Genomic DNA, 19808 nt, shown 5'->3' with positions numbered 1-19808 from the left:
ACCTGTGAGCAAGAAATCTGCAAAAAGGATGAAACCAGGTACAACAATGTGGGTATCCGCATCTGTAATGGCAACCATTCTTTTTGTCGTTCTCTTCAAATCCCCCACGGCATCAGCTCAAAATATCCCAATTGGTGCATGGGAATCTCATTTCAATTACCTCTCTGCACATCAATTGGTACAAACGAAAAGCCGTATATTTTGCGCATCCTATAACGGTTTATTTAGCGTAAACCTGGCAGGAACGAATCCAAAAGTATATGGTAAACAAGATGGTCTGGCAGATGTTGGCATTTCATCCATGGCCTATGAGGGTGCGACTAACACCATATTGTTAGCTTATCGCAACGGCAATATGGATCTATTATTTTTGGATGAAAATTCCGAATTGGAGCATACAGAGTCCTGGCCCATACTGCAACAGGCAACAGACCTTCCTGACATAAAAAATATTAGTAAAATTATTTTCCATAACAGCAACGCCTACCTGGCAACCAATTTTGGTATTGTAACACTCGATATTAAAAATCGCCAGGTACTTGAAAATTATCGCTACATAGGCTTCAACGGTGCAGAAGTGCAGGTTAAAGACATCGCCTTCACCCCCGATTCTATTTTTGCACTCACCTCTCAAGGCTTACAGGTCAGTTCTATGCAGGGATCCGTCAACAGACAATATTTTGCCAGTTGGAAAACACTTACCTCACCGTCTCCGCTCATTTCAATTGCCTCCGATAATGATGTCTTGTACGGCGGTTTATTCCAAAAAGGTGTTTACCAATTTTCCAACGGAATCTGGAAAACGTTACTCCCGAGCACCAGTAAGCACTACGCGCTTTCAAATACAGATCCGGGTCTAAGCATAACCCTGGATAACAGTTATGTTTTATTATCCAGGTCCGGGGAGACATCTTCCTTAGGCAGCGCTCTCCTCTTGGCTCCAAAAAAATCACTGGCAATTTCACAAAAAGTAGTATGGATTGCAGATTCTAAAAGTGGACTGCTAAGTAATACCGACGGCTCTTTAAAACCATATAGCCCAGCTCAAAAAGATACCATTATTTCTCCCCGAAAAGATTCAGTTATTATTGACCAGTCAGGATTCAGTTGTGCGAGACTTCCATCTTATCTGGGAGGTGGAATCCTTGTTAAGAATACTACAACAAACAAAGAAAGAAATTTAAGTACAGGTATAGGAAACGGTGCGTTACCATCTTCTGTAATAAACAGCATTGCCATAGATCGGGATGGGTACATTTGGTTCGCCAGTGATAAGGGAGTAGGCTATTTATTTCCAGACGAAGCCTTAAATGGTGCAAGCACTAATGCTATATTACCAGTTTACGGTCAGAGAAAATTGTTCGCAAATGAGAAGTGTACCGCCATTGCCGTGGAGGTGGGCAATCGCAAATGGATTGGAACCAGAAACGGCCTGTATCTTTTCAGCTCGGATGGCACAGAACTAATAAGCCATTTCACCGCTGCCAACAGCCCCATACCTTCCAATCTGATTACCTCCTTATATTTCGAACCCGAAACAGGACTTCTATTCATAGATACACCGAATGGAATGGTGTCTTACAGGACAAATTCAAGTGTAGCTTTTGAAAATATTTCCAACGTTACCATTTTCCCCAATCCTGTTAGACCGGGTTACAGTGGCAAGGTCGGCATTAAGGGCCTAACGGACGATTCGACTGTCAAAATAACGCAGCTCTCAGGCAGACTTGTTTATGAAACACGCTCACAAGGTGGTCTGGCCAGTTGGGATTTAAATGATTATACAGGAAAAAGGGCAAGCGGCGGAGTTTACCTTATTTATATAACTTCACAGAACGGTGACCAAAAAATTGCAGGAAAACTGGCAATTATTGATTAGGATTACATAAAAATCAAACTAAGAACTACTTAACAAGATTATCATTTCCAACAATGATACCAACAGACAAACCACCCTATATCATCGGTATTACCGGAGGAAGTGCATCTGGCAAGACTTTCTTTATGAAAAGCCTCATTGATTCCTTCGGAAAAGATCAGGTAACACGCATTTCTCAGGACAACTATTACCGTCCGATCCACGAAATTCCAAGAGACGAGAATGGAGTTGAAAATTTCGACTTACCTGAGACCATTGATCATCACCTGTTTGCAGAGCATATAGCTGTTCTACGTGCAGGCAGGGAAGTTCATCAGAAAGAGTATACCTTCAATAATCCACTTATCAAGCCTGAAATATTGATTTTCGAGCCTCGTCCGATCATCATTGTTGAGGGAATCTTTGTCTTTTACTTCCCTGATATAGCTCGTCTTATCGATTTGAAAGTCTTCGTCGATGCCAAAGAGCACGTGAAGATTAAGCGAAGGATCATCCGAGACAACAACGAGCGCGGTTACGACCTCGATGACGTTTTATATCGCTGGGAACACCACGTGGCTCCAACCTACGATAAATTCATCCAACCGCTGAAATCAGAAGCTGACATGATCATCAACAACAATACACGCTTTGATACAGGTCTGGAAGTGTTGGTAGGGTTTTTGAAAAAGAAACTGGAAGAGAGCGGCCATTGAAATTGGAATATTCATACTCCGCGACAAGTAGAGGAGCAACCGTATAATAGTGATAACGAAAATCTTCTATACATTTTTCAATGAATGAGTTATAAAATTTGTAATTCAAGAATATATATCTAAATTTACGCCGGATACTATTATTAAACACGTAACAATTCTAATATGAAAACAACTAATATGCACTCTACACAGACAAAGAGATCTTACAAAAAGCCTGTTTTGAACAAATTGGGCAAGGTTAGTAAGTTGACTATGAACCTTAAGGGAAGTAGCACTTTATCAGATGGCGGATCTACGTATTATGCTGTCTAATCTAAAAAAATACAAATAACAAGTAATTTTATATTACTTGTTATTTGAAACAAAAATCCCATGGGCTTTAAAGGTTTTTTTTCATTTAACAATTACAGTCTACCAAAACCTCTTCTGTCCAACCAACATGAACAAATTAATGTTGGTAAAGGATACTTTCACATTAATGGAGATTGGCTTAAAAAAAAAGTGATGATAGCTATCTCATTTTAATTCAAAATTCTTCTATAGACACTCAATCTTATCAAGCATCTTCTGCTCCAAAATGCTTCATTGAATGTAAGTCCAGCTCTTTCAGCGATTTTCTTTCCCTTAATAAAAACTCAATTTCATTTGCAGTATACTTTGACCTAGCAAATGAAAGACTTTTCTTGGTGCGTGACGCATTTGGAACGATTCCCTTGTATTATATCCACATACCCACCAAGGGGATATTATTTTCAACTGATATTGTAGAACTTCTCAATGAAAACAATGTTCTCAATCCTTCTAAAATTAACACCTCTAAAATATTTACATACTTATCTAGAAATGATTTTATTCAACCCTATGATAATGACACTCACTTTCATTACATAAAGAGCGTTCTACCAGGACATTTAATTTCATTTACTAACTCCGAAATTAAAACAGATTCATATTTGACTCCACTAAATGCGAACTGGGAGCACCTAAAAAACGAGCAGGAATACGGCACCGTATTTAAAGATTTATTCTTAAAATCAGTAAGTCGGGGCATGGTTAATAAGAGACACATTGGGTCACAATTAAGTGGAGGATTAGACTCTTCTTCAGTGTCCTCAACATTGAAGCTATTATCTCCAAACCTTAATCTACATACGTTTTATACCGACACCAATACGTCCTTATCCGATGAGACAATATATGCTCGTGAAGTAGTTCAACGCATTTCTTCTGATCATCATATAATTAATCCGTCATATAATGCAATTGACGATCTAATTTTCGCGACTCAGATATACGGACAGCCTGTTTATGGCTCTATGGGAACCTCTTTACTTGTTAACCTGTATCGAAGAGCGAATGAAATAGGGTGTGATTCCTTATTTACAGGGCACGACGGAGATAGTATCGTTGGCCATGGAATTGAATACTTAAACGAACTAATGAAACAGAAAAAATGGGACGAACTAAGACATGAGCTATCAGAGGTTGCCAAACTTGATAAATTCAGTATGGTTTACGGAAATGCCTGGAACTCTTACACCCGAGACTATCGAAATGAATTAATTTTCACAAGACATATTTACCGCAAACTTCTTTCCTTGGTAAAGCAAAGAAACTATTTAGAGAGTTTTGAGCTTTTAGTTGTTGCTCAAAGGCGCTTTAACCTAGACTCTTATTCGTTGGTTAATTCTGGAATCAAATCATTATTTAATAAATTAACAAAACCACATAAAACGACTACCTTCATTCAACGCAAAGATTTTATCGTTGATTACGATAAAGACAGCATACTATCATATAACAATCCTTACAAATCAATTACCTACAATCAGAATATAAGGGTTATTGAAGAACAAGCATCCTTAGGCGAGTACTTTAACATAGATGTCGTCCATCCTTTTTTTGACACACAAATCTATGATTTCTGCAAGTCTATACCCAGTTCCATTTTATTTGATCATGGTATGGGAAGAGGACCGTTACGTACAGCTATGAAAGACATACTACCCGAAATGGTGAGAACTCGTACAACAAAAGGAATATATAACGATTACGTCAAACGAGACACAATTCTTTTATTAAGTCAGTCACAAGATTTTTTAGTTGATACGTCAACTGTGTGGGAGTATGTTGACAAAAACAAATTTCATCATTCTGTCAAAATACTTACACAAAAAAACAACTCAATGGAGATAGAAAGTTTAATGATCTTTTTTGTTTGCAAAACAATCTTTTTAGCAGTGTGGCTCCAACTCTTCCAAAAGTAGAAATCACCTATCTTATGAGAATCAATTTTCCACTATTTTTTTGAACAATCGACTTGTTGACGTTGTAAAAATTCAGTCTATAATAGTACAACCCTCCTTGTACCTTTGGTATCCAATACCACTCATTCTTAAACTCGCCTAATTCTTCTTGGCCAAAATCAATTTTAACACCATATAGATTAAAAATAGACCATTCCACTTTGCCACCAGCTGCCCACTTCTTTCCGTCCGCAACAAATCTAATGTAATCAGTCGCTGGATTTGGACTGACAGTTACATCAATTCCTTCATTCACATCATCTCCTATCCTAAACCTTATGCGATAGCCTACCAGTAAGGAATTTCCATTTAAATCTCTGCCGTTAACTAACATTTCATATACCCCTGGAGTTAGCCTGGTCACATCGAAGCTAGCTTTTATAACATTAGCGTTTCTAACTGGATCAATATGCAAGTCTCTGCCATAAGATAATCTCACGAAGTTGCATTCTGTATCAAGACATGGTTTTAGATAAACATCCAAAAATACAGTATCCCTATCAGACACCAACGGATTGTCATCGACCAATTCGAAATCAATTACCGCACTAGATGATAATCTAACATCATCCTGAATAAACTTCCCTCCAACACTAACGTTTAGTCTAGGCGGCACCTTATCCTCTGTTGAGCCATTTGGATATACATTGTAAAGAACTGCATCATCCCAATTTATCACAAAGTCTAGAATGTTGTTAACTTTGTTAAGTTCCAAAATAACATTCTTTGGATCAACACTTACCTCTATCTTATTAATTCCACTGTTGTTATTTACAGATACAGTAAAAGTATCACGAACTGCAATAGAGGTTAACTTGCCATTCACATTCTCAACTGTTCCATTTTTATAAAAAATCTTAGCCTCTATCTCAACTTCCTGATTTTTTATGTACTTGCCTGAGTTTCCAACTACAACGAGCAATTTTAATTTCTTAGAACTACCGATCGTTTTATCCGGAGATTCAGCATGCAAAAAAATGCTCTTACCTGGAGTTAGTGTATAATCAGGTTGACTAGCCCTGGTTAGAACTAGGGAAGGATCTCCTAGAAGATTAGCCTGATGTATATTCGCAATATCGTAATTGTTAGCTCCATTAAGTACTATTTTTTCTGCAACGCGTTTAATCACTTGCCCCATTGATAATTCTGTGTCAACTGAATACAAGTTTTCATATACAGTAGTTAGATGTTTAACCGAGGGAGTTACGTAGCTTAAATAGGAATTTGCTATTACACCAATTGCTCCTTTTCCCTGGGCCAAAAGCCAATCGGCTGACATTGAAAAAGGTGATTTCCTGAAAAAGTGGTTTCCTACCCCGCACCCATTAAAATACATTAGTGGGTATTTATCACTGTTGTTATAGCCTCTATTAACATCCGTTACATATCCAAAATCCAAATCAGTTTTACTAATAGAACCATGACCAAAATAGGTTATCATTCCAACACCACTATTCACATCCTTTGAGATATTAACACTCTCTACATCCGCGGGATTTTGTTTCACATATGAAATAACCTTCCCTCCAAAACTTCCATTTTCAACATATGGAACTAAGTTGGCCAAAATACCCTTTAATTGATTAATTTCCGAAGTGCTCTGTCCTCCGTTCAAATGAAGAATATTTTTTTTCCAGGCATGTTCAACACCCTTCTCGTGAATTTTAACTTTCTCCAAATAATTTCTCACTTGGGTTACATTTATCGCAGGAATCCTTCCAACCGGAATCGAGGGAATATCTTCGTTCAAGCCATTCATTCCTGAAACCAATAAAATATCAGATCCAGGATCACCAAAAGTTGGGACTTCATCCTTTAATTCCCTTGTCATAGCCGCCGAAAAAGTAATTGACGACCCAATCAACAGCAGGTTGTGCTTATCTCGTATACCATCCTTTAGCATATATTTGACAAACTTCCTAATGGCCGCCGGACTAGGTTCTCCAAAGTTAAACTGGTCATAAATGGATCTGATATCCATAACTAACACCCTATTCCCACCACCTAATTCCGATTTTCGATACACTGCGTACTCTAATGCAGCTTCTTTAAGATTAGATGTTGTAATCAATAAAAAGTCATAGTTTTTAGAATACGCCAAAGAAGGAGTTGAAGTAGCGTTATCGCCGTACCAAGGCAACAAATTTACCTCGTTGATTGATGATTTAGCAACATTTTTAACTTCTGTATCCTTGTCATAAACAAACAATTTTAACCTTTCTCCGCGAACTCGTGGAGCTATAATTTCCAGCCCATCCTTTGTTTCATTGCCAGTCAAAATGGAAGGCAAATTAGGTTTGGATATATTAATTATTCCAAAGTTTTTACTTGCATTCGCAATTATCAGTTTGCTATACTCTGCATTAACCGGAGCAAAATTAAATATCCCACTTTTTCTTTTAACACCAGCTATTTGTAAATCAATAGATTGAGGAGAACTCACAGTAATATACCCTATTCCAAACCAATCCAAATTATTTTGGGCATCAGAAGTCACCCGAAGAAAACATTTTCCTTCATTTGATACAAAATTTTCATCTATTGTAAAAGATACCGATTTTCCGCTCCACCCCTCTAATGTGAAAGATGATACTTCTCTCAAATCTTCTGCACTATGTGATTTACCTACCGAAATGTGTATTTTATGTGTACCCTCCTGAAGTCCGTTTACTAAGACTTCTATGGTTATTTTCCCACCACTACTTCTTATATAATTAGCAATATCTAAGACGTGATCCGACTTAGTCTCCTTGACAGAAGAATTAGGTATTGCATTTATTCCTGCAATGGTCGCACTAGTCCAAGAATTCCCATTAACATAAAAGCTATTTTTCAAACTCTTCTCCGCAGAATAAGTACCAAAAGCGAATTGTTTATTAAACCTGTACAAGTCCTCCTGATAGTGAAAAGTCTCAACGTCTCCCTGGAAAGATGCAGATATAGTTTCAGAACGTCTAGCCCCTTGCTTCATTGTTAAAAAATAGGAACCTTCATCAGAAAACAAACTCATATAAGGATTAATTTTTGAACTCATCGGTCTAAAAACCAATGAGTCCAATTTCCCGTCATTCGCTTCTCCATAAAAAATAATTCCATCAGAGGTAGCATCAATTATTGACACCTCTTGCCCTCTGTGCCATAACTGAAAATCACTAAGTTTGGAAGTTCGAAAATCTTCTGGTAAATAAGCAAGAGGTATTCTATACAATCCATTTTCTGAAATTCCTATTCGCAAATACTTTTGAGAATAGTCAATCCATTCATTGCCATAACTATCCGTCTTTTGACCGAAACTCATGCAATTAACCAGACTAACTAAAAAAATTATCAAAAAATACCTACGCATAATATCTTGGGAAAAATGAATTATTTTGATTAAAAAACTTTCGGATTATTTTTTCACTATCTTTTCCTTATATACATCCCCGTTTTCTGTTATTATTTCCAGAATATAAATCCCCGCATCCAATTTCCCGATGGAAGGTGTTTTGTTGGCACCTCTAAGTAGCTGAACACCACTTTGATTTACTAATCTCCAAGACTTAAATTTAGTAGGTATATTAAGCTTTATTTCAAACTTGTCTATTACAGGATTAGGGAAAACAACAACCTGATTACTATTTGGGATTTCAACACTAACTATCTTAGAAAAGTTATTATCTACGTTGCCCGGTATTTGATCAATTGATTTAATTCTGTAGTAGTTCGTACCAGCATTAGGTTGAATATCTACAAACTGATACGAATTCTCATAGTCCGTATCCATCTTACCCTCTATTCGACCTATTTCTTCGAATTGCTTACCATTATAACTCCTTTCAACCAAAAAGTGGCTGTTATTTTTCTCCCAAGCCGTACTCCACTCCAACTTCACTTTTGTATCCTCAAATAATTTTGCCTGAAACCCAAAAAGACCTACTGGAAGACTACCATCATTGCTCTTTAGAATAGTTATGGCAGGATCTCCCATTAAGTTCATTTGATGAATCATTGACACAGTTGTCGGGTCAGCTGCCAATACTCTTCCTCCCTCAGAAGCATTAGGAAGAGTTCTTAAACCAATACTCCGTATAATTTGGCCAATTGTTGCCCGCTGTACGTCGCTTTTTGTAAAAACTTCTTCATAGAATTTTTTCATGTGATCGTAATCCTGCGGAATCCAGCTAAGAGCAGTGTTAGCCATAACTGCAATAGCCCCCTTATCCGGAGAGGCCGTGAGCCAATTCGCGGCAAAATACTGTCTACCAGGATTAAAACTATTATTCCCTACTCCACATCCTAAAAAATAAATCACTGGAAATTTTGAATTATTCGTGTAAATAGGGCTGGATGTTTTATTAATTTCCTGAAGAAACAATGAAGTTTCAACCTGATTACCGTGCCCAAAATAAGATATTAGGCCAACACCATCATTAATCCAGCCAATGGTCTCATTATCCACAGGTACAGCCGTGTAAGAACCAGCATTATCCTTAACTGGCAAAATATTCCGAGTTAACACACTATTCACATAAGTACTATTCACATGAGAGAAATAACCTTTGAACTCATTAACCTGCCCCATTCCCTTACCTCCAATTAATTGAAGCAAGTTTCTCCGCCATTCAACGCTCTGCTCTGACTCATATTTAGCAACTTTCGCTTTGTAATTGTCTATTTCTCCATGGGTGTAAGCATTAATTCTTCCAACAGGGATTGCGGGTGTATCTTCATTAGGAACTGGTTGTTGTAGACCAGAGACCAAGAGAATATCTGAACCTGGATCTCCAAAGGTTGGAACCTCCCCCTTTATTTCTTTTTTCAAAAAACCTGAGAAAGTTATTGAATGTCCTATTAATAATAAATTATGTTTAGGCCGAACTCCATCTTTCAACATAAACTTTACAAACCGTTTTATTGCGATCGGACTGGGTTCTCCAAAGTTAAATTGATCGTAAATATCTCTAATATTAACAACTATGGTGTTGTAATTACCACCAGCAGGTGAACTTCTATATTTAGCGTAATTCACAGAGGAAGTCAAAAACTCAGGATAGTTTGCACCATTCTGTTTGTTTACATTATGGGTAATGATAATATAATCAAATAGAGACGGGTTAACAATAACAGGAGTAGACTCAGTTCCCTGATTATTTGCGTATACAGGCTTTAAATTCACTGCTGTAAGATTAGGACTTGCTGCCGTGTTAACTAATGAATTAATTGAAGCTGGCGCAACAATAAATAAAACTAGAGATTTAGATACATTCCTAGGCACCATTGCAGTTAAAGTACTTCCAACTTGACTTGAAGTAATAAACTTAGGACTATCTTTCTCGGTTATATCGTATATCATTGCATTTAATGGGGCATTCAAGACACTAATGTTGCTCTGGCTATTCGCAGTTGCGGGAAAAGTAAAAATAGCCTGTGTTAAAGCCGCCGATGCAGGAATTGCAGTTGTGGAAGCAGTTGCATCTATGGCAGGTTTAGCGCCCATATCAACTGACTGAGGATAAGTTATTGCGTAATAGCTCAATCCAAAGAAATCGTTAAGATCATTCGGAGTAAGAGATTTCACTCTTAGGTATCCTTGACCCAACTGCGTTAAATGTTGAGGATAATCTATTTCTACGTTTCTTTTTTGACCCGTAAATTTGTTAAACTGAGGTATTGTAATAATATTATTAGCTTCTCTACTCGAATTAGAACTACCAACATAGAAATTTATATTATGATTTCCCGGATTAGTTCCATTAACCAAGACTTCAAGCTGAGGTTTAATTGTTTCTATACGAACCCAATTTTTCAAGAATACGTCAAAATCTTTGTACTGAGAGGTCGCAGGCTGACCCGTTCCCGGTCCGTAAATATGGGCGCTAGTCCACGAATTACCCGAGTAATAATAACTAGAATTCAGTTCCTCATTCTGCCCATAAGTAGTGTGTGAAAACTGATTGGTAAAAGCAATAACATCTTTTTGTAAATGGTATGCTTCAGGAGTACCACTTAGCGCCCCACCATTAACAACTGGTATTCTCTTTGCATTACCAGACTCCAAAATGGTAAGAAAATAATACCCAAGGTCCGAAAATATATTGGCATAAGGATTTAAACGAGCTTCTGGACCTGGCCTATATAAAAGCCCTTCTCCACTTCCATCATTTTTTTGTCCAAAAAAAATCAATTCGGTACTATTCACACTTATAGCAACTTCTTTACCTCTGAACCAGAGCTGAAGTTTTTCCGGAAATCGAAAGTCAAGAGGTAAATCAGTCAAGGGAATTTTATAAAATCCATCTTTCGCAACCGTAACCCTCACATATTTCTTGCTATAATCTATCCACTCATTGCCATATGGATTTTCCGTCCATGGAGACAAGTCCTGCGCATTACTACTACTCACGGCACAACCCAAACCTATCAGCACCAGTAATACAAAACGAGTAAAAGTTCTTTTCTTCATATACCTAGTTATGAAAATGTTATTTATTAATTAAGATTTAACTATTTAAAAATGAATCTCCTTGCGTCTGAACAACACTTCTGATCCAAGAGGTTTTTAGGAAACGAAATTACAATAAAATCTCTGGCGAAACAAAAAAGCAGTGACCATAGTGCGCATTTGTAACCGCAATCGCAAACTCTCACTAAGTATACGTTTCATTCTGATGAATAGATGAATTTCAGGCAGAACTTTTTAATGCACTGTTTCAAACTCGCTCTTCATCGTTTTGATAGTAGTAAAGCCACAGACTACTATAAGACTAATTCAGGACCTCATAGTAACTGTAAGAAAACAATAAAGCGTGCGCCCACTTCCTTTCCATTTACTAAGTCGATAGTATTTTTAATTATTATTCATCTAATTTTGCCCTGGCAAATGGGGTAACTGGCTGGTATTTCCATCAGTTCGAACTTTTGAACGCACGCTAATTCGATATTACTTTTTTTACCTCCTCAATGAAAAAAATTCACTCCTCACTGGTATGGCTTTGCTATACCCTTTCTGCTGGCGTTAGCTATGCTCAAACGATCACTTTCCCTTCTGACCGCGCAGTATTTCAGCGGGATCAGGCAAATCAGGCGATTATAACGATTGCCGGCTATTTCACATCCTGCCAGGATCAAGTCGAAGCTCGTTTTGTTCCTATTCAATCGAATCCATCGAGACCTGCAATGGGACAACCTGCTCCGGCCGGAGGAGGCTGGCAAGTAATTCAAAATGCTGCAACCTGTGGTAATTTTCGGGGAACCATGACCGTTTTAGGTGGCTGGTATCGACTGGAAGTGCGTGGCATCAGAAACGGCAGCGCCACACCGCTTTCCAATATTGAGCATGTTGGCGTCGGTGAAGTTTTTCTCGTATCCGGGCAGTCAAATGCAACAGGAGGCGATAGCAATCCTACGGGTCCGGGAGCAACAGAAGACGCGGTCAGCAGTGTTCATTTTAGAACGAACATTGAACCATACTCCAATTTAAAGGTAGATTGCCCTCAATTCACCCACCTCAACGAAATGACTACCACTGCTCCATTTGGCAACTATGCCTGGTGCTGGGGATATTTTGGAGACAGATTGGTAAAACAGCTTAACGTTCCCGTAATGATTTTTAATGCGGGCTGGTCGGGTAGCAGCATTGCTAATTGGAAACAGAGTATACCAACAAATGGACAAACTACGGCCTGGTTCGGATACATATATCCCCAAGGTCTGCCATTCGGCAATATGCGTATTGCACTGAATAATTATATTGCTCAGCTAGGCATAAGGGCTATTCTTTGGCATCAGGGCGAAAGCGATACAAAGACGGAAACGAGCCGTGACGCTTACAGAAACGACCTGAAAGAAGTTATTGAAGCCTGTCGTACTGCGTCAAACAAACCAAATCTTGCTTTTGTGGTTTCAAGGGCTTCCAGGTATTCATTTAAAAAATTAGGCGATGTGGTAGATGTAAGCTACACTTCTGCTGATGTTATTGCCGCACAAAATGATGTAATAGGAAATCCTACATCAGGATATTCTCCCCTATATAAAGTACCGTATACCTTTGCCGGACCGGAGACCGACCCGTATTATAATTCTGTTTACCGCCACGATAATGTACATTTTGCTGGCGGTGGACTTGATTCTCTTGCCAAATTCTGGGCTACCAAGCTTGACAATAATTTTTTCCAGAACGCTACACCCTATCCAGCAATTACACCTCCAAACATTGCGATAAGTCATACGGGAGGCACCGCAAGTCTTTCGGCCGAAGCAGGATGGAATGCCTACCAATGGCTGAATGAAACAAATTGCAACGATGTGCAATCTACCAATCACCAATGGACGGTAAACGCCGGTATTTTTCGACTAAAAACAATTGATGTACACAACAATACGGTCTTGTCTCCCGGTATAAATATCTCTACTTCTTCCCTCCCGGTGACCTGGATATATTTTAAGGGGACAGGCAATAGTGACCTCACTGCAAATTTATCCTGGGCAACAAGCGAAGAAGACAACACTGCAGCTTTTGAACTGGAACGGGCCGGTTCATTATCGGGATTTGAACAAATAGCAAGCTTGACTGCCGCAGGAAACTCTTCTGAATTAAAGGAATATTCTTTCCGGGATCAGCTTTCTGAAGCAGGAACATATTATTACAGGATTAAACAAACAGACCTTGATGGACAAAACTCTTACAGCCGTGTTATAAGCGTACAAGTGAGCGGCAAAGGTTCCATCAAATTGTTTCCAAATCCTGTTAGTACAAATTTAACTATTCAATCAGAAAAATCGATTCAATCCGTTGAGGTCTTTAATTCCCTGGGACTCAAAGTTTATTCCAATAGTAACCCGAGCAATTTTAAGAAGCTGGATATGTCGAGGTATCAGCCGGGCTTGTATCTTTTTAAAATAAACGGTGAAAGTTTCAGGATTGTGAGGTAATAATCGGCAGTGACACTATAACTGCCAAAAAATTCTGGCACTGGTCAGACTAATAAAACAGGGGGAGGTTATTGAACTTATCAATGACTTCCCTCTTATTATTTTAATGAGGTATCTCATGGGTTACATTCAGCAATAGAAACAAAATGTGTTTTTATTGACTATTAAAAAGAACTTTGGCATACATCCTTTACTTTATTTTTTAAATTATACTATTTTGGAAACATTTTAGGTATACACTGTTGTTGTGACTATACATTTGGATTTTTCCGGGTTGATAGATTACGTTAAAATAAACTTTCATTCCTAATGCGCATAAAAAGGTCATCCATAATTACCACCCCTGATATTGTCCTGATAGGTGCAGGGATCATGAGTGCTACGCTGGGAGTTTTGCTAAAAAAGCTAAATCCAGCTTTTACAATCTCAATTTTTGAAAGACTTGACAGGGTAACTGCCGAAAGTTCCGATGCCTGGAACAACGCAGGAACAGGTCATTCTGCATTTTGCGAGTTGAATTATACACCTGAAAAAGAAGACGGTAGTATTGAGATCGCGAAAGCAATCAAAATTGCTGAATCTTTTGAGGTGTCAAAAGAATTTTGGGCTTATCTCGTTGAGAATGGCATCATAGAATCACCAGATGCATTTATCCGCCACATCCCACACATGAGTTTTGTTTGGGGAAGCGAAAATGTTGAGTATCTGAAAAAGCGCCATAAAGCACTAACCAGGCATCATTTGTTTGAAGGAATGGAATATTCTGAAAACAAGGATGAGATTGCCGGCTGGATACCACTTGTAATGCAGGGACGCCAGGAGGCAGAAAAAGTTGCTGCAACGAAAATGGAATTGGGTACGGATGTAAACTTCGGAGCACTTACACGCGCCATGTTCGACTACCTTGAGAGTCAGGATGGCGTAAAACTTTATCTGAATCACGAAGTTGACGATTTTGAAAAAGCCAACGGGACATGGACACTTTCTGTAAAAGACAGAGAGAGCAGGGAAACCAGCTATGTTCGTTCAAAATTCGTATTTATTGGTGCAGGAGGCGGATCACTGCCTCTTCTTGAAAAATCTGATATTCCGGAAGGAAAAGGATTTGGTGGTTTTCCGGTTAGCGGACAATGGTTGGTATGCACCAATCCTGAGATTATCGAAAAGCATCAGGCGAAGGTATATGGCAAGGCTGCCGTGGGATCACCGCCAATGTCTGTTCCACACCTGGATACCCGTATGATTGATGGTAAAAAGGCTTTATTGTTTGGTCCATATGCAGGGTTTTCAACAAAATTCCTTAAAAACGGATCATATCTCGATCTTCCACTCTCAATAAAGCTCAATAATATTAAACCGATGCTTGCAGCTGGTATTCACAATATACCGCTAACAAAGTACCTGATCGATCAGGTGAGACAATCACCGCAGGACAGGCTTGCAGCATTAAACGATTATGTACCTGGCGCAAAACTGGAAGACTGGGTTTTAGAAACGGCGGGACAGCGCGTTCAGGTTATTAAAAAAGATAAGGATGAAGGTGGCGTACTTGAATTCGGTACAGAAATGGTAACTGCTGCAGATGGGTCACTTGCTGCGCTGCTTGGCGCATCTCCTGGTGCGTCTACCTCAGTTTCTATCATGCTGGATCTAATTCACCGTTGCTTCAAGGAAGAAGCTACGTCTCCGGAATGGCAAAAACAATTTAAAACGATAATTCCTTCTTTTGGGAAATCTCTTTCCAAAGATGCTGACCTGGCTGCTAAAACCAGAAACAGAACTACGAACGTGCTTAAATTAAACACATCGTATCTGGAAGAAGGTGTTACAGCTTAAAGATAATATCAGTGCCTGCTGACAGGAGGTTCCGGTGAAAACCGGAGCCTCTTTTTTTACAAACTCATTGATCTTAAAAACGCGAGTCCGTCAATGGCAATTGCCTCTTTTGAAGGTTCCATTTGTCGCCATATTGACGCCGCTTTTGCAATAATTTTCACATCTGGTGTAAAGGACTCAATCACAATATCTCCTTCATAGTTGATTTTATCCAAAGCATAAAAAATCCTGTCCCAATTTATCTGGTCACCTCCCGGCGTACCTCTGTCACTTCCCGAAGCATGTAAAAGGGCCAATCGTCCTGCTGCTTTGACAATAGCCATGCCAGGATCTTTCTCTTCCAAATTCATGTGAAATACATCAAGATGTACATACAGGGAATCACTTCCCACATCCTTAATCATTTGAAGTGCCTGTTCACATGTATTGATAAAATCCGTTTCGTATCGATTCAACGGTTCAATGGCTAATTTTACCTGATTGGCTGATGCATACTCACAAAGTCCCCTCAGATTTTCCACTACTAAATCCCACTGCCGTCTTTTATCGCTTTCAGTTACAAATTCTGCCCTTCCGACGGATGAATAAATAGGACCAGCTACAAGCCGGCTTCCAAGTATAGGCGCCAGGTCAATCAGAGCTTTAACATACTCTAATGAAGTAACCTGTTCCTTTCGGTTTCCTCTCAAATCGCGTCCCGGACCGGTGGCAGCACATACTGAACGGCATTCCAAACCATTTTTATCCAATTCGCTTCTTATGAATCCAGGATCAATATTAGCAGGATCTTCAACAGCAATCTCTACAAAATCAAACCCCCACTCCTTGAATAAAGGAAACAGAAACACACTTTCGTTGGTGAATGGTGAAGAAAACAAATAGGTATTAATCCCGAATTTCATAAAATGTACCTGAGCAGATTACTTATTTTTTTGCTGTGTAAATATCCGGACACCTTTTTTGTTACCGGTAACGATATCAACCAGGCCATCATTATTAATATCCTCGACCGTAACATGTAAGCCAAGCCCTGAGTCATTGTCAATCTCATGTTTGATCCAGGTCGGTGTTTTGCCAGGTTTGTATTCAAACCAGTATAAAACCGCAGGTTCTCTTTCTCCCGGATCTTTGCCATGATGTGCCCAATACCTTTTTCCAGTAACCAGATCAGGATTCCCGTCTCCGTTCACATCCACCAAAGCAAGCCCATGAGACTGCGAAAACGACTTATCAATTTCATGGTGCGTCCAGGTCTCTTTACCCTGATTATCTCTACCCTGCTCATGCCACCACATGCCATAATCATGCGCTGATGCACTGATCACATCATTTAAGCCATCACCATTTAAATCCATCACATACATCTGAGAACAGTCCTGCCCTAAGTCCGCCGGGTGAAAAACCCAGCCCTTATCTTTTCCATACTGCGCAGGGTTGTCTGCCGCAGGACCGCCTGCCGCAGGACCGCCTGCCGCAGGTCCGCCTGCCGGACCTTCCCACCAGCCTTCTTTCACTACCACATCTTTTCTTCCGTCACCATTGATATCACCGTACCCAATTCCATGCGTATACATGTGAGTAGATTGCTTTGGATCGGAACTAATCACATATTGTGTCCAGGTAGTGTCCCCCTTTTTAACAGGAGATTTCAGCCAGATAACCTTTTTGGCAGTCGGATCATTACAAAGTAAATCCAGCCTCCCGTCTCCATCCATATCTACAAGCATGGGCGACTCATTACCAACCGATGAATGAATGATGTGTTTTGTCCAATGACCCGGTTTATTTTTAGGATTTTCATGCCAGGTAGCGGCCTTTCCAGGCCAGTCGATCCGGATCAGGTCTATCCAGCCATCCTGATTCACATCCATCGCAAAGTCAAGAAATGAATCGCTGTAACTCCCATCATAATTAAACTTTTCAGGTTTTGCCAGTTCATGTTCTTTCCAGTCTGGTGCTTCAAACCAATATGCCCCGGATAAAACATCCTTCTTTCCGTCTTTATTGACGTCGCCCATGGCAGCACCTTCAGCAATAAATGTTTTGGTCAATTCGGTTTTTGTAAACGAAACAGATCTGCCTTTCTTTTGTTTCTGAGCATAACAGCCAATTTCTGAGAGAATTAACAAAACCAAACAGCCCGAGAAAATGATACACTTTTTATTACAGTTCATCGTCAGTATTTAATTGCAGGTTTAAGAATATAGTACCAATGTCAACTTTTTAAACAACATAAGTCCGGACAATAAACCTTATTGAACGGAACGTCCGATATTCAAAAGTATTTTGCTGATAGGTTATACCCTCACCAGTACCATATCAAAATATCTTATGACAAGTTTTCTTTCAACTGACCCAGTTTTACACCCAACACGCGAAATGCAATTTCGCTTACAACTATGTTATCTCCCTCAAAATGATAGGTTCTCTGACAATGCGTAAGCTTGTCTCCATTTGTCAGAGCGCGTGTCGAAGAACTGGATTTCAATTCGCAAAACGCCCCTATTTGTGTCCCGTCGTCCAACCTCCCATCGTTACATGCATTCAGTACATCACCTGAGCAGGGTTCATCGTGAATCTCCCAGGTCGATCTCAAATAGTTTTCATCTCTGTTTATATCGTATTGAATGACCATCAGAATGCCATTCTGATCCTCTGTTAATAATTTCATTCACCAACTCGTAGGCAACGGATTTGCAGTTTCCCAATGAAGTAATATTCAGCGATTGCCAAGGAAGTTCAGATCATATCCGAAAGCTCCGTGTGTTTGATTGATCTCATTCATGCGCTTAGTACTCGGAAAATAAAAAATGGCTACCTGACGCAGATAACCATTCTCCTAAATGTAAGCAGGTGCAAATTAACTACCGCAGGTAATTTCCATATCCAACGATCAGCACAGAAAGTATAATGATTAAAATACCTGATAAGATAGTCGTCAAGGTTTTTTTAGAGATACCTTTCCATTCTTTCAGGATCAATCCCCATGAATTGGCGACCAGAATTATAAACGCCATATGAAGGATCCACGAACTAGGCCCGTTCCCCAGCTTGCTTTCTCCCATTCCGTAAAAAAAGAATTGCAAAAACCAGGTTGTACCTGCCAGCGCTGAAAAAATATAATTGGATAGCAGTGGGGTTTTGGTATTGGTATAGTCACCAAAAGTTTTGTTCCTGGCGTTCAAAAGCATACACCATAGAAAATTGGTGGTTAGTCCGCCCAGCAGAATCACCACATAGGTCACATTGTTTTGGAACAAAAATTCACCTTCACCCGGATTAGCTGCCTTCCATAGTTCGTTGGCTTCCTCAGCCATTACTTTTCCGGCATCAATCCCAAAAGCAAAACAAGCACTTAATACCCCTGAGATAATAGCAACTGTAAGCCCCAATCCAATTTTAAATTCAGTTTTATCATCGGCAACAAATCCGTTTTTCTTAAGATCGTTGTCTTTCATGCCTCCTGCTTTCCCGCATACGATAATGCCGATCACACATACAAGCAGACCGAGTAATACCATTTGCCCCCAACTGCTGTTGACCAAATCCGAGATGGAGTCCTTCCCTGGTTGGGGCTTAAACTGATAATATATGGACGGTATAAGAGACCCGAATACAGAAGAAATCCCTAAGATGATGGAACTTCCCAGGGAGACACCAAGGTAGCGAACCCCCAGACCGTAAGTTAAACCACCAATTCCCCACAAAACCCCAAAGAAGTAGGTTAATGCAAGAATCCCTCCGTTGGTATGTGCGATTATTTCAGTAAAACCAGGAATGGTAAGGTAAGCGGCTAACGGAGGAACTATAAACCAGGAAAAAAGACCTCCTACGATCCAGTAGGATTCCCAGGCCCAGCCCTGAACTTTCTTGTAAGGAATATAAAAACTTCCGGAAGCAAAACCACCAATGAAATGAAATAAAACGCCTAAAAGAGCTTGCATGAGGTAGAGGTTATTTTTTATTCGGCCAGAAATGACCTTTTCGATAATTCAATCAAACCGTAATTTACTCATAGATAAAGATGCACGGCGTCCTGTACCGTACTGCTCATATGAATAAATTTTCCAGCTTTTAACCAATATTCCAGAGCTGACCGAATCGTTTCATGGGGTAAGTAACTGAGTACAAGTATCTACTTTTCGGGGTCCGATTATTTGTGATTTCCGGTATTAT

General features: G+C 39.4%; 11 protein-coding genes. 5 read left to right on the top strand and 6 right to left on the bottom strand.

Annotated features, from left to right (window positions below; all coding sequences use genetic code 11):
• Nucleotides 1–4 precede the first annotated feature (4 nt).
• From LZG71_RS12595 to LZG71_RS12585, 3 genes are all read left to right on the top strand, one after another.
• The gene (locus LZG71_RS12595) at nt 5–1879 is read left to right on the top strand and encodes a two-component regulator propeller domain-containing protein (RefSeq protein WP_233820906.1); all 1875 of its coding nucleotides are present in this window, start codon (nt 5–7) and stop codon (nt 1877–1879) included.
• Between the two features lie 53 nt (nt 1880–1932).
• Nucleotides 1933–2574: a uridine kinase gene (gene udk, locus LZG71_RS12590; protein WP_233820904.1), complete on the top strand. Its 642-nt coding sequence runs from the start codon at nt 1933–1935 to the stop codon at nt 2572–2574.
• A gap of 689 nt (nt 2575–3263) precedes the next feature.
• Entirely contained in the window at nt 3264–4844 is a 1581-nt protein-coding gene (locus tag LZG71_RS12585; RefSeq protein ID WP_233820902.1) for an asparagine synthase C-terminal domain-containing protein, read from the top strand.
• Between the two features lie 7 nt (nt 4845–4851).
• Here LZG71_RS12585 and LZG71_RS12580 read toward each other — a convergent pair whose 3' ends face one another.
• Both LZG71_RS12580 and LZG71_RS12575 read right to left on the bottom strand, forming a co-directional pair.
• Nucleotides 4852–8181 (bottom strand): C25 family cysteine peptidase, encoded by a 3330-nt coding sequence (locus tag LZG71_RS12580; protein WP_233820900.1) that lies wholly within the window; start codon nt 8179–8181, stop codon nt 4852–4854.
• 93 nt (nt 8182–8274) lie between these two features.
• Nucleotides 8275–11328, bottom strand: coding sequence for a C25 family cysteine peptidase (locus LZG71_RS12575; RefSeq protein WP_233820898.1), 3054 nt, complete (start codon nt 11326–11328; stop codon nt 8275–8277).
• A gap of 497 nt (nt 11329–11825) precedes the next feature.
• Here LZG71_RS12575 and LZG71_RS12570 point away from each other — a divergent pair, with 497 nt between their 5' ends.
• Together LZG71_RS12570 and LZG71_RS12565 are read left to right on the top strand one after the other, a co-directional pair.
• Nucleotides 11826–13796, top strand: a complete 1971-nt coding sequence (locus tag LZG71_RS12570; RefSeq protein ID WP_233820896.1) for a sialate O-acetylesterase — start codon at nt 11826–11828, stop codon at nt 13794–13796.
• Between the two features lie 309 nt (nt 13797–14105).
• Nucleotides 14106–15632 carry a malate:quinone oxidoreductase gene (locus LZG71_RS12565; RefSeq protein WP_233820895.1) on the top strand — a complete coding sequence of 509 codons (1527 nt, stop codon included), beginning with the start codon at nt 14106–14108 and terminating at the stop codon, nt 15630–15632.
• A gap of 56 nt (nt 15633–15688) precedes the next feature.
• Here LZG71_RS12565 and LZG71_RS12560 read toward each other — a convergent pair whose 3' ends face one another.
• From LZG71_RS12560 to rhaT, 4 genes are all read right to left on the bottom strand, one after another.
• The gene (locus LZG71_RS12560; protein ID WP_233820893.1) at nt 15689–16534 is read right to left on the bottom strand and encodes a sugar phosphate isomerase/epimerase; all 846 of its coding nucleotides are present in this window, start codon (nt 16532–16534) and stop codon (nt 15689–15691) included.
• An 18-nt stretch (nt 16535–16552) separates the two neighbouring features.
• Complete coding sequence (locus tag LZG71_RS12555) at nt 16553–17806, bottom strand: VCBS repeat-containing protein (RefSeq protein ID WP_233820891.1); 1254 nt, start codon at nt 17804–17806, stop codon at nt 16553–16555.
• Nucleotides 17807–17961: 155 nt separating this feature from the next.
• The gene (locus tag LZG71_RS12550; RefSeq protein ID WP_233820889.1) at nt 17962–18303 is read right to left on the bottom strand and encodes a DUF6786 family protein; all 342 of its coding nucleotides are present in this window, start codon (nt 18301–18303) and stop codon (nt 17962–17964) included.
• Nucleotides 18304–18496: 193 nt separating this feature from the next.
• Nucleotides 18497–19576, bottom strand: coding sequence for an L-rhamnose/proton symporter RhaT (rhaT, locus tag LZG71_RS12545; RefSeq protein ID WP_233820887.1), 1080 nt, complete (start codon nt 19574–19576; stop codon nt 18497–18499).
• Nucleotides 19577–19808: the final 232 nt, after the last annotated feature.

The organism is Dyadobacter sp. CY312 (genome assembly GCF_021390535.1).
Lineage (GTDB): Bacteria > Bacteroidota > Bacteroidia > Cytophagales > Spirosomataceae > Dyadobacter.
Note: the sequence above shows the minus strand (reverse complement) of the source record. Positions and strands in the feature narration are given on the sequence as shown.

Coding starts and splice junctions, on each gene's coding strand:
- rhaT (WP_233820887.1), bottom strand. CDS start 19,576: ATGCAAGCTCTTTTAGGCGTTTTATTTCATTTCATTGGTGGTTTTGCT.
- udk (WP_233820904.1), top strand. CDS start 1,933: ATGATACCAACAGACAAACCACCCTATATCATCGGTATTACCGGAGGA.
- LZG71_RS12550 (WP_233820889.1), bottom strand. CDS start 18,303: ATGAAATTATTAACAGAGGATCAGAATGGCATTCTGATGGTCATTCAA.
- LZG71_RS12560 (WP_233820893.1), bottom strand. CDS start 16,534: ATGAAATTCGGGATTAATACCTATTTGTTTTCTTCACCATTCACCAAC.
- LZG71_RS12565 (WP_233820895.1), top strand. CDS start 14,106: ATGCGCATAAAAAGGTCATCCATAATTACCACCCCTGATATTGTCCTG.
- LZG71_RS12570 (WP_233820896.1), top strand. CDS start 11,826: ATGAAAAAAATTCACTCCTCACTGGTATGGCTTTGCTATACCCTTTCT.
- LZG71_RS12580 (WP_233820900.1), bottom strand. CDS start 8,181: ATGAGTTTCGGTCAAAAGACGGATAGTTATGGCAATGAATGGATTGAC.
- LZG71_RS12555 (WP_233820891.1), bottom strand. CDS start 17,806: ATGAACTGTAATAAAAAGTGTATCATTTTCTCGGGCTGTTTGGTTTTG.
- LZG71_RS12575 (WP_233820898.1), bottom strand. CDS start 11,328: ATGAAGAAAAGAACTTTTACTCGTTTTGTATTACTGGTGCTGATAGGT.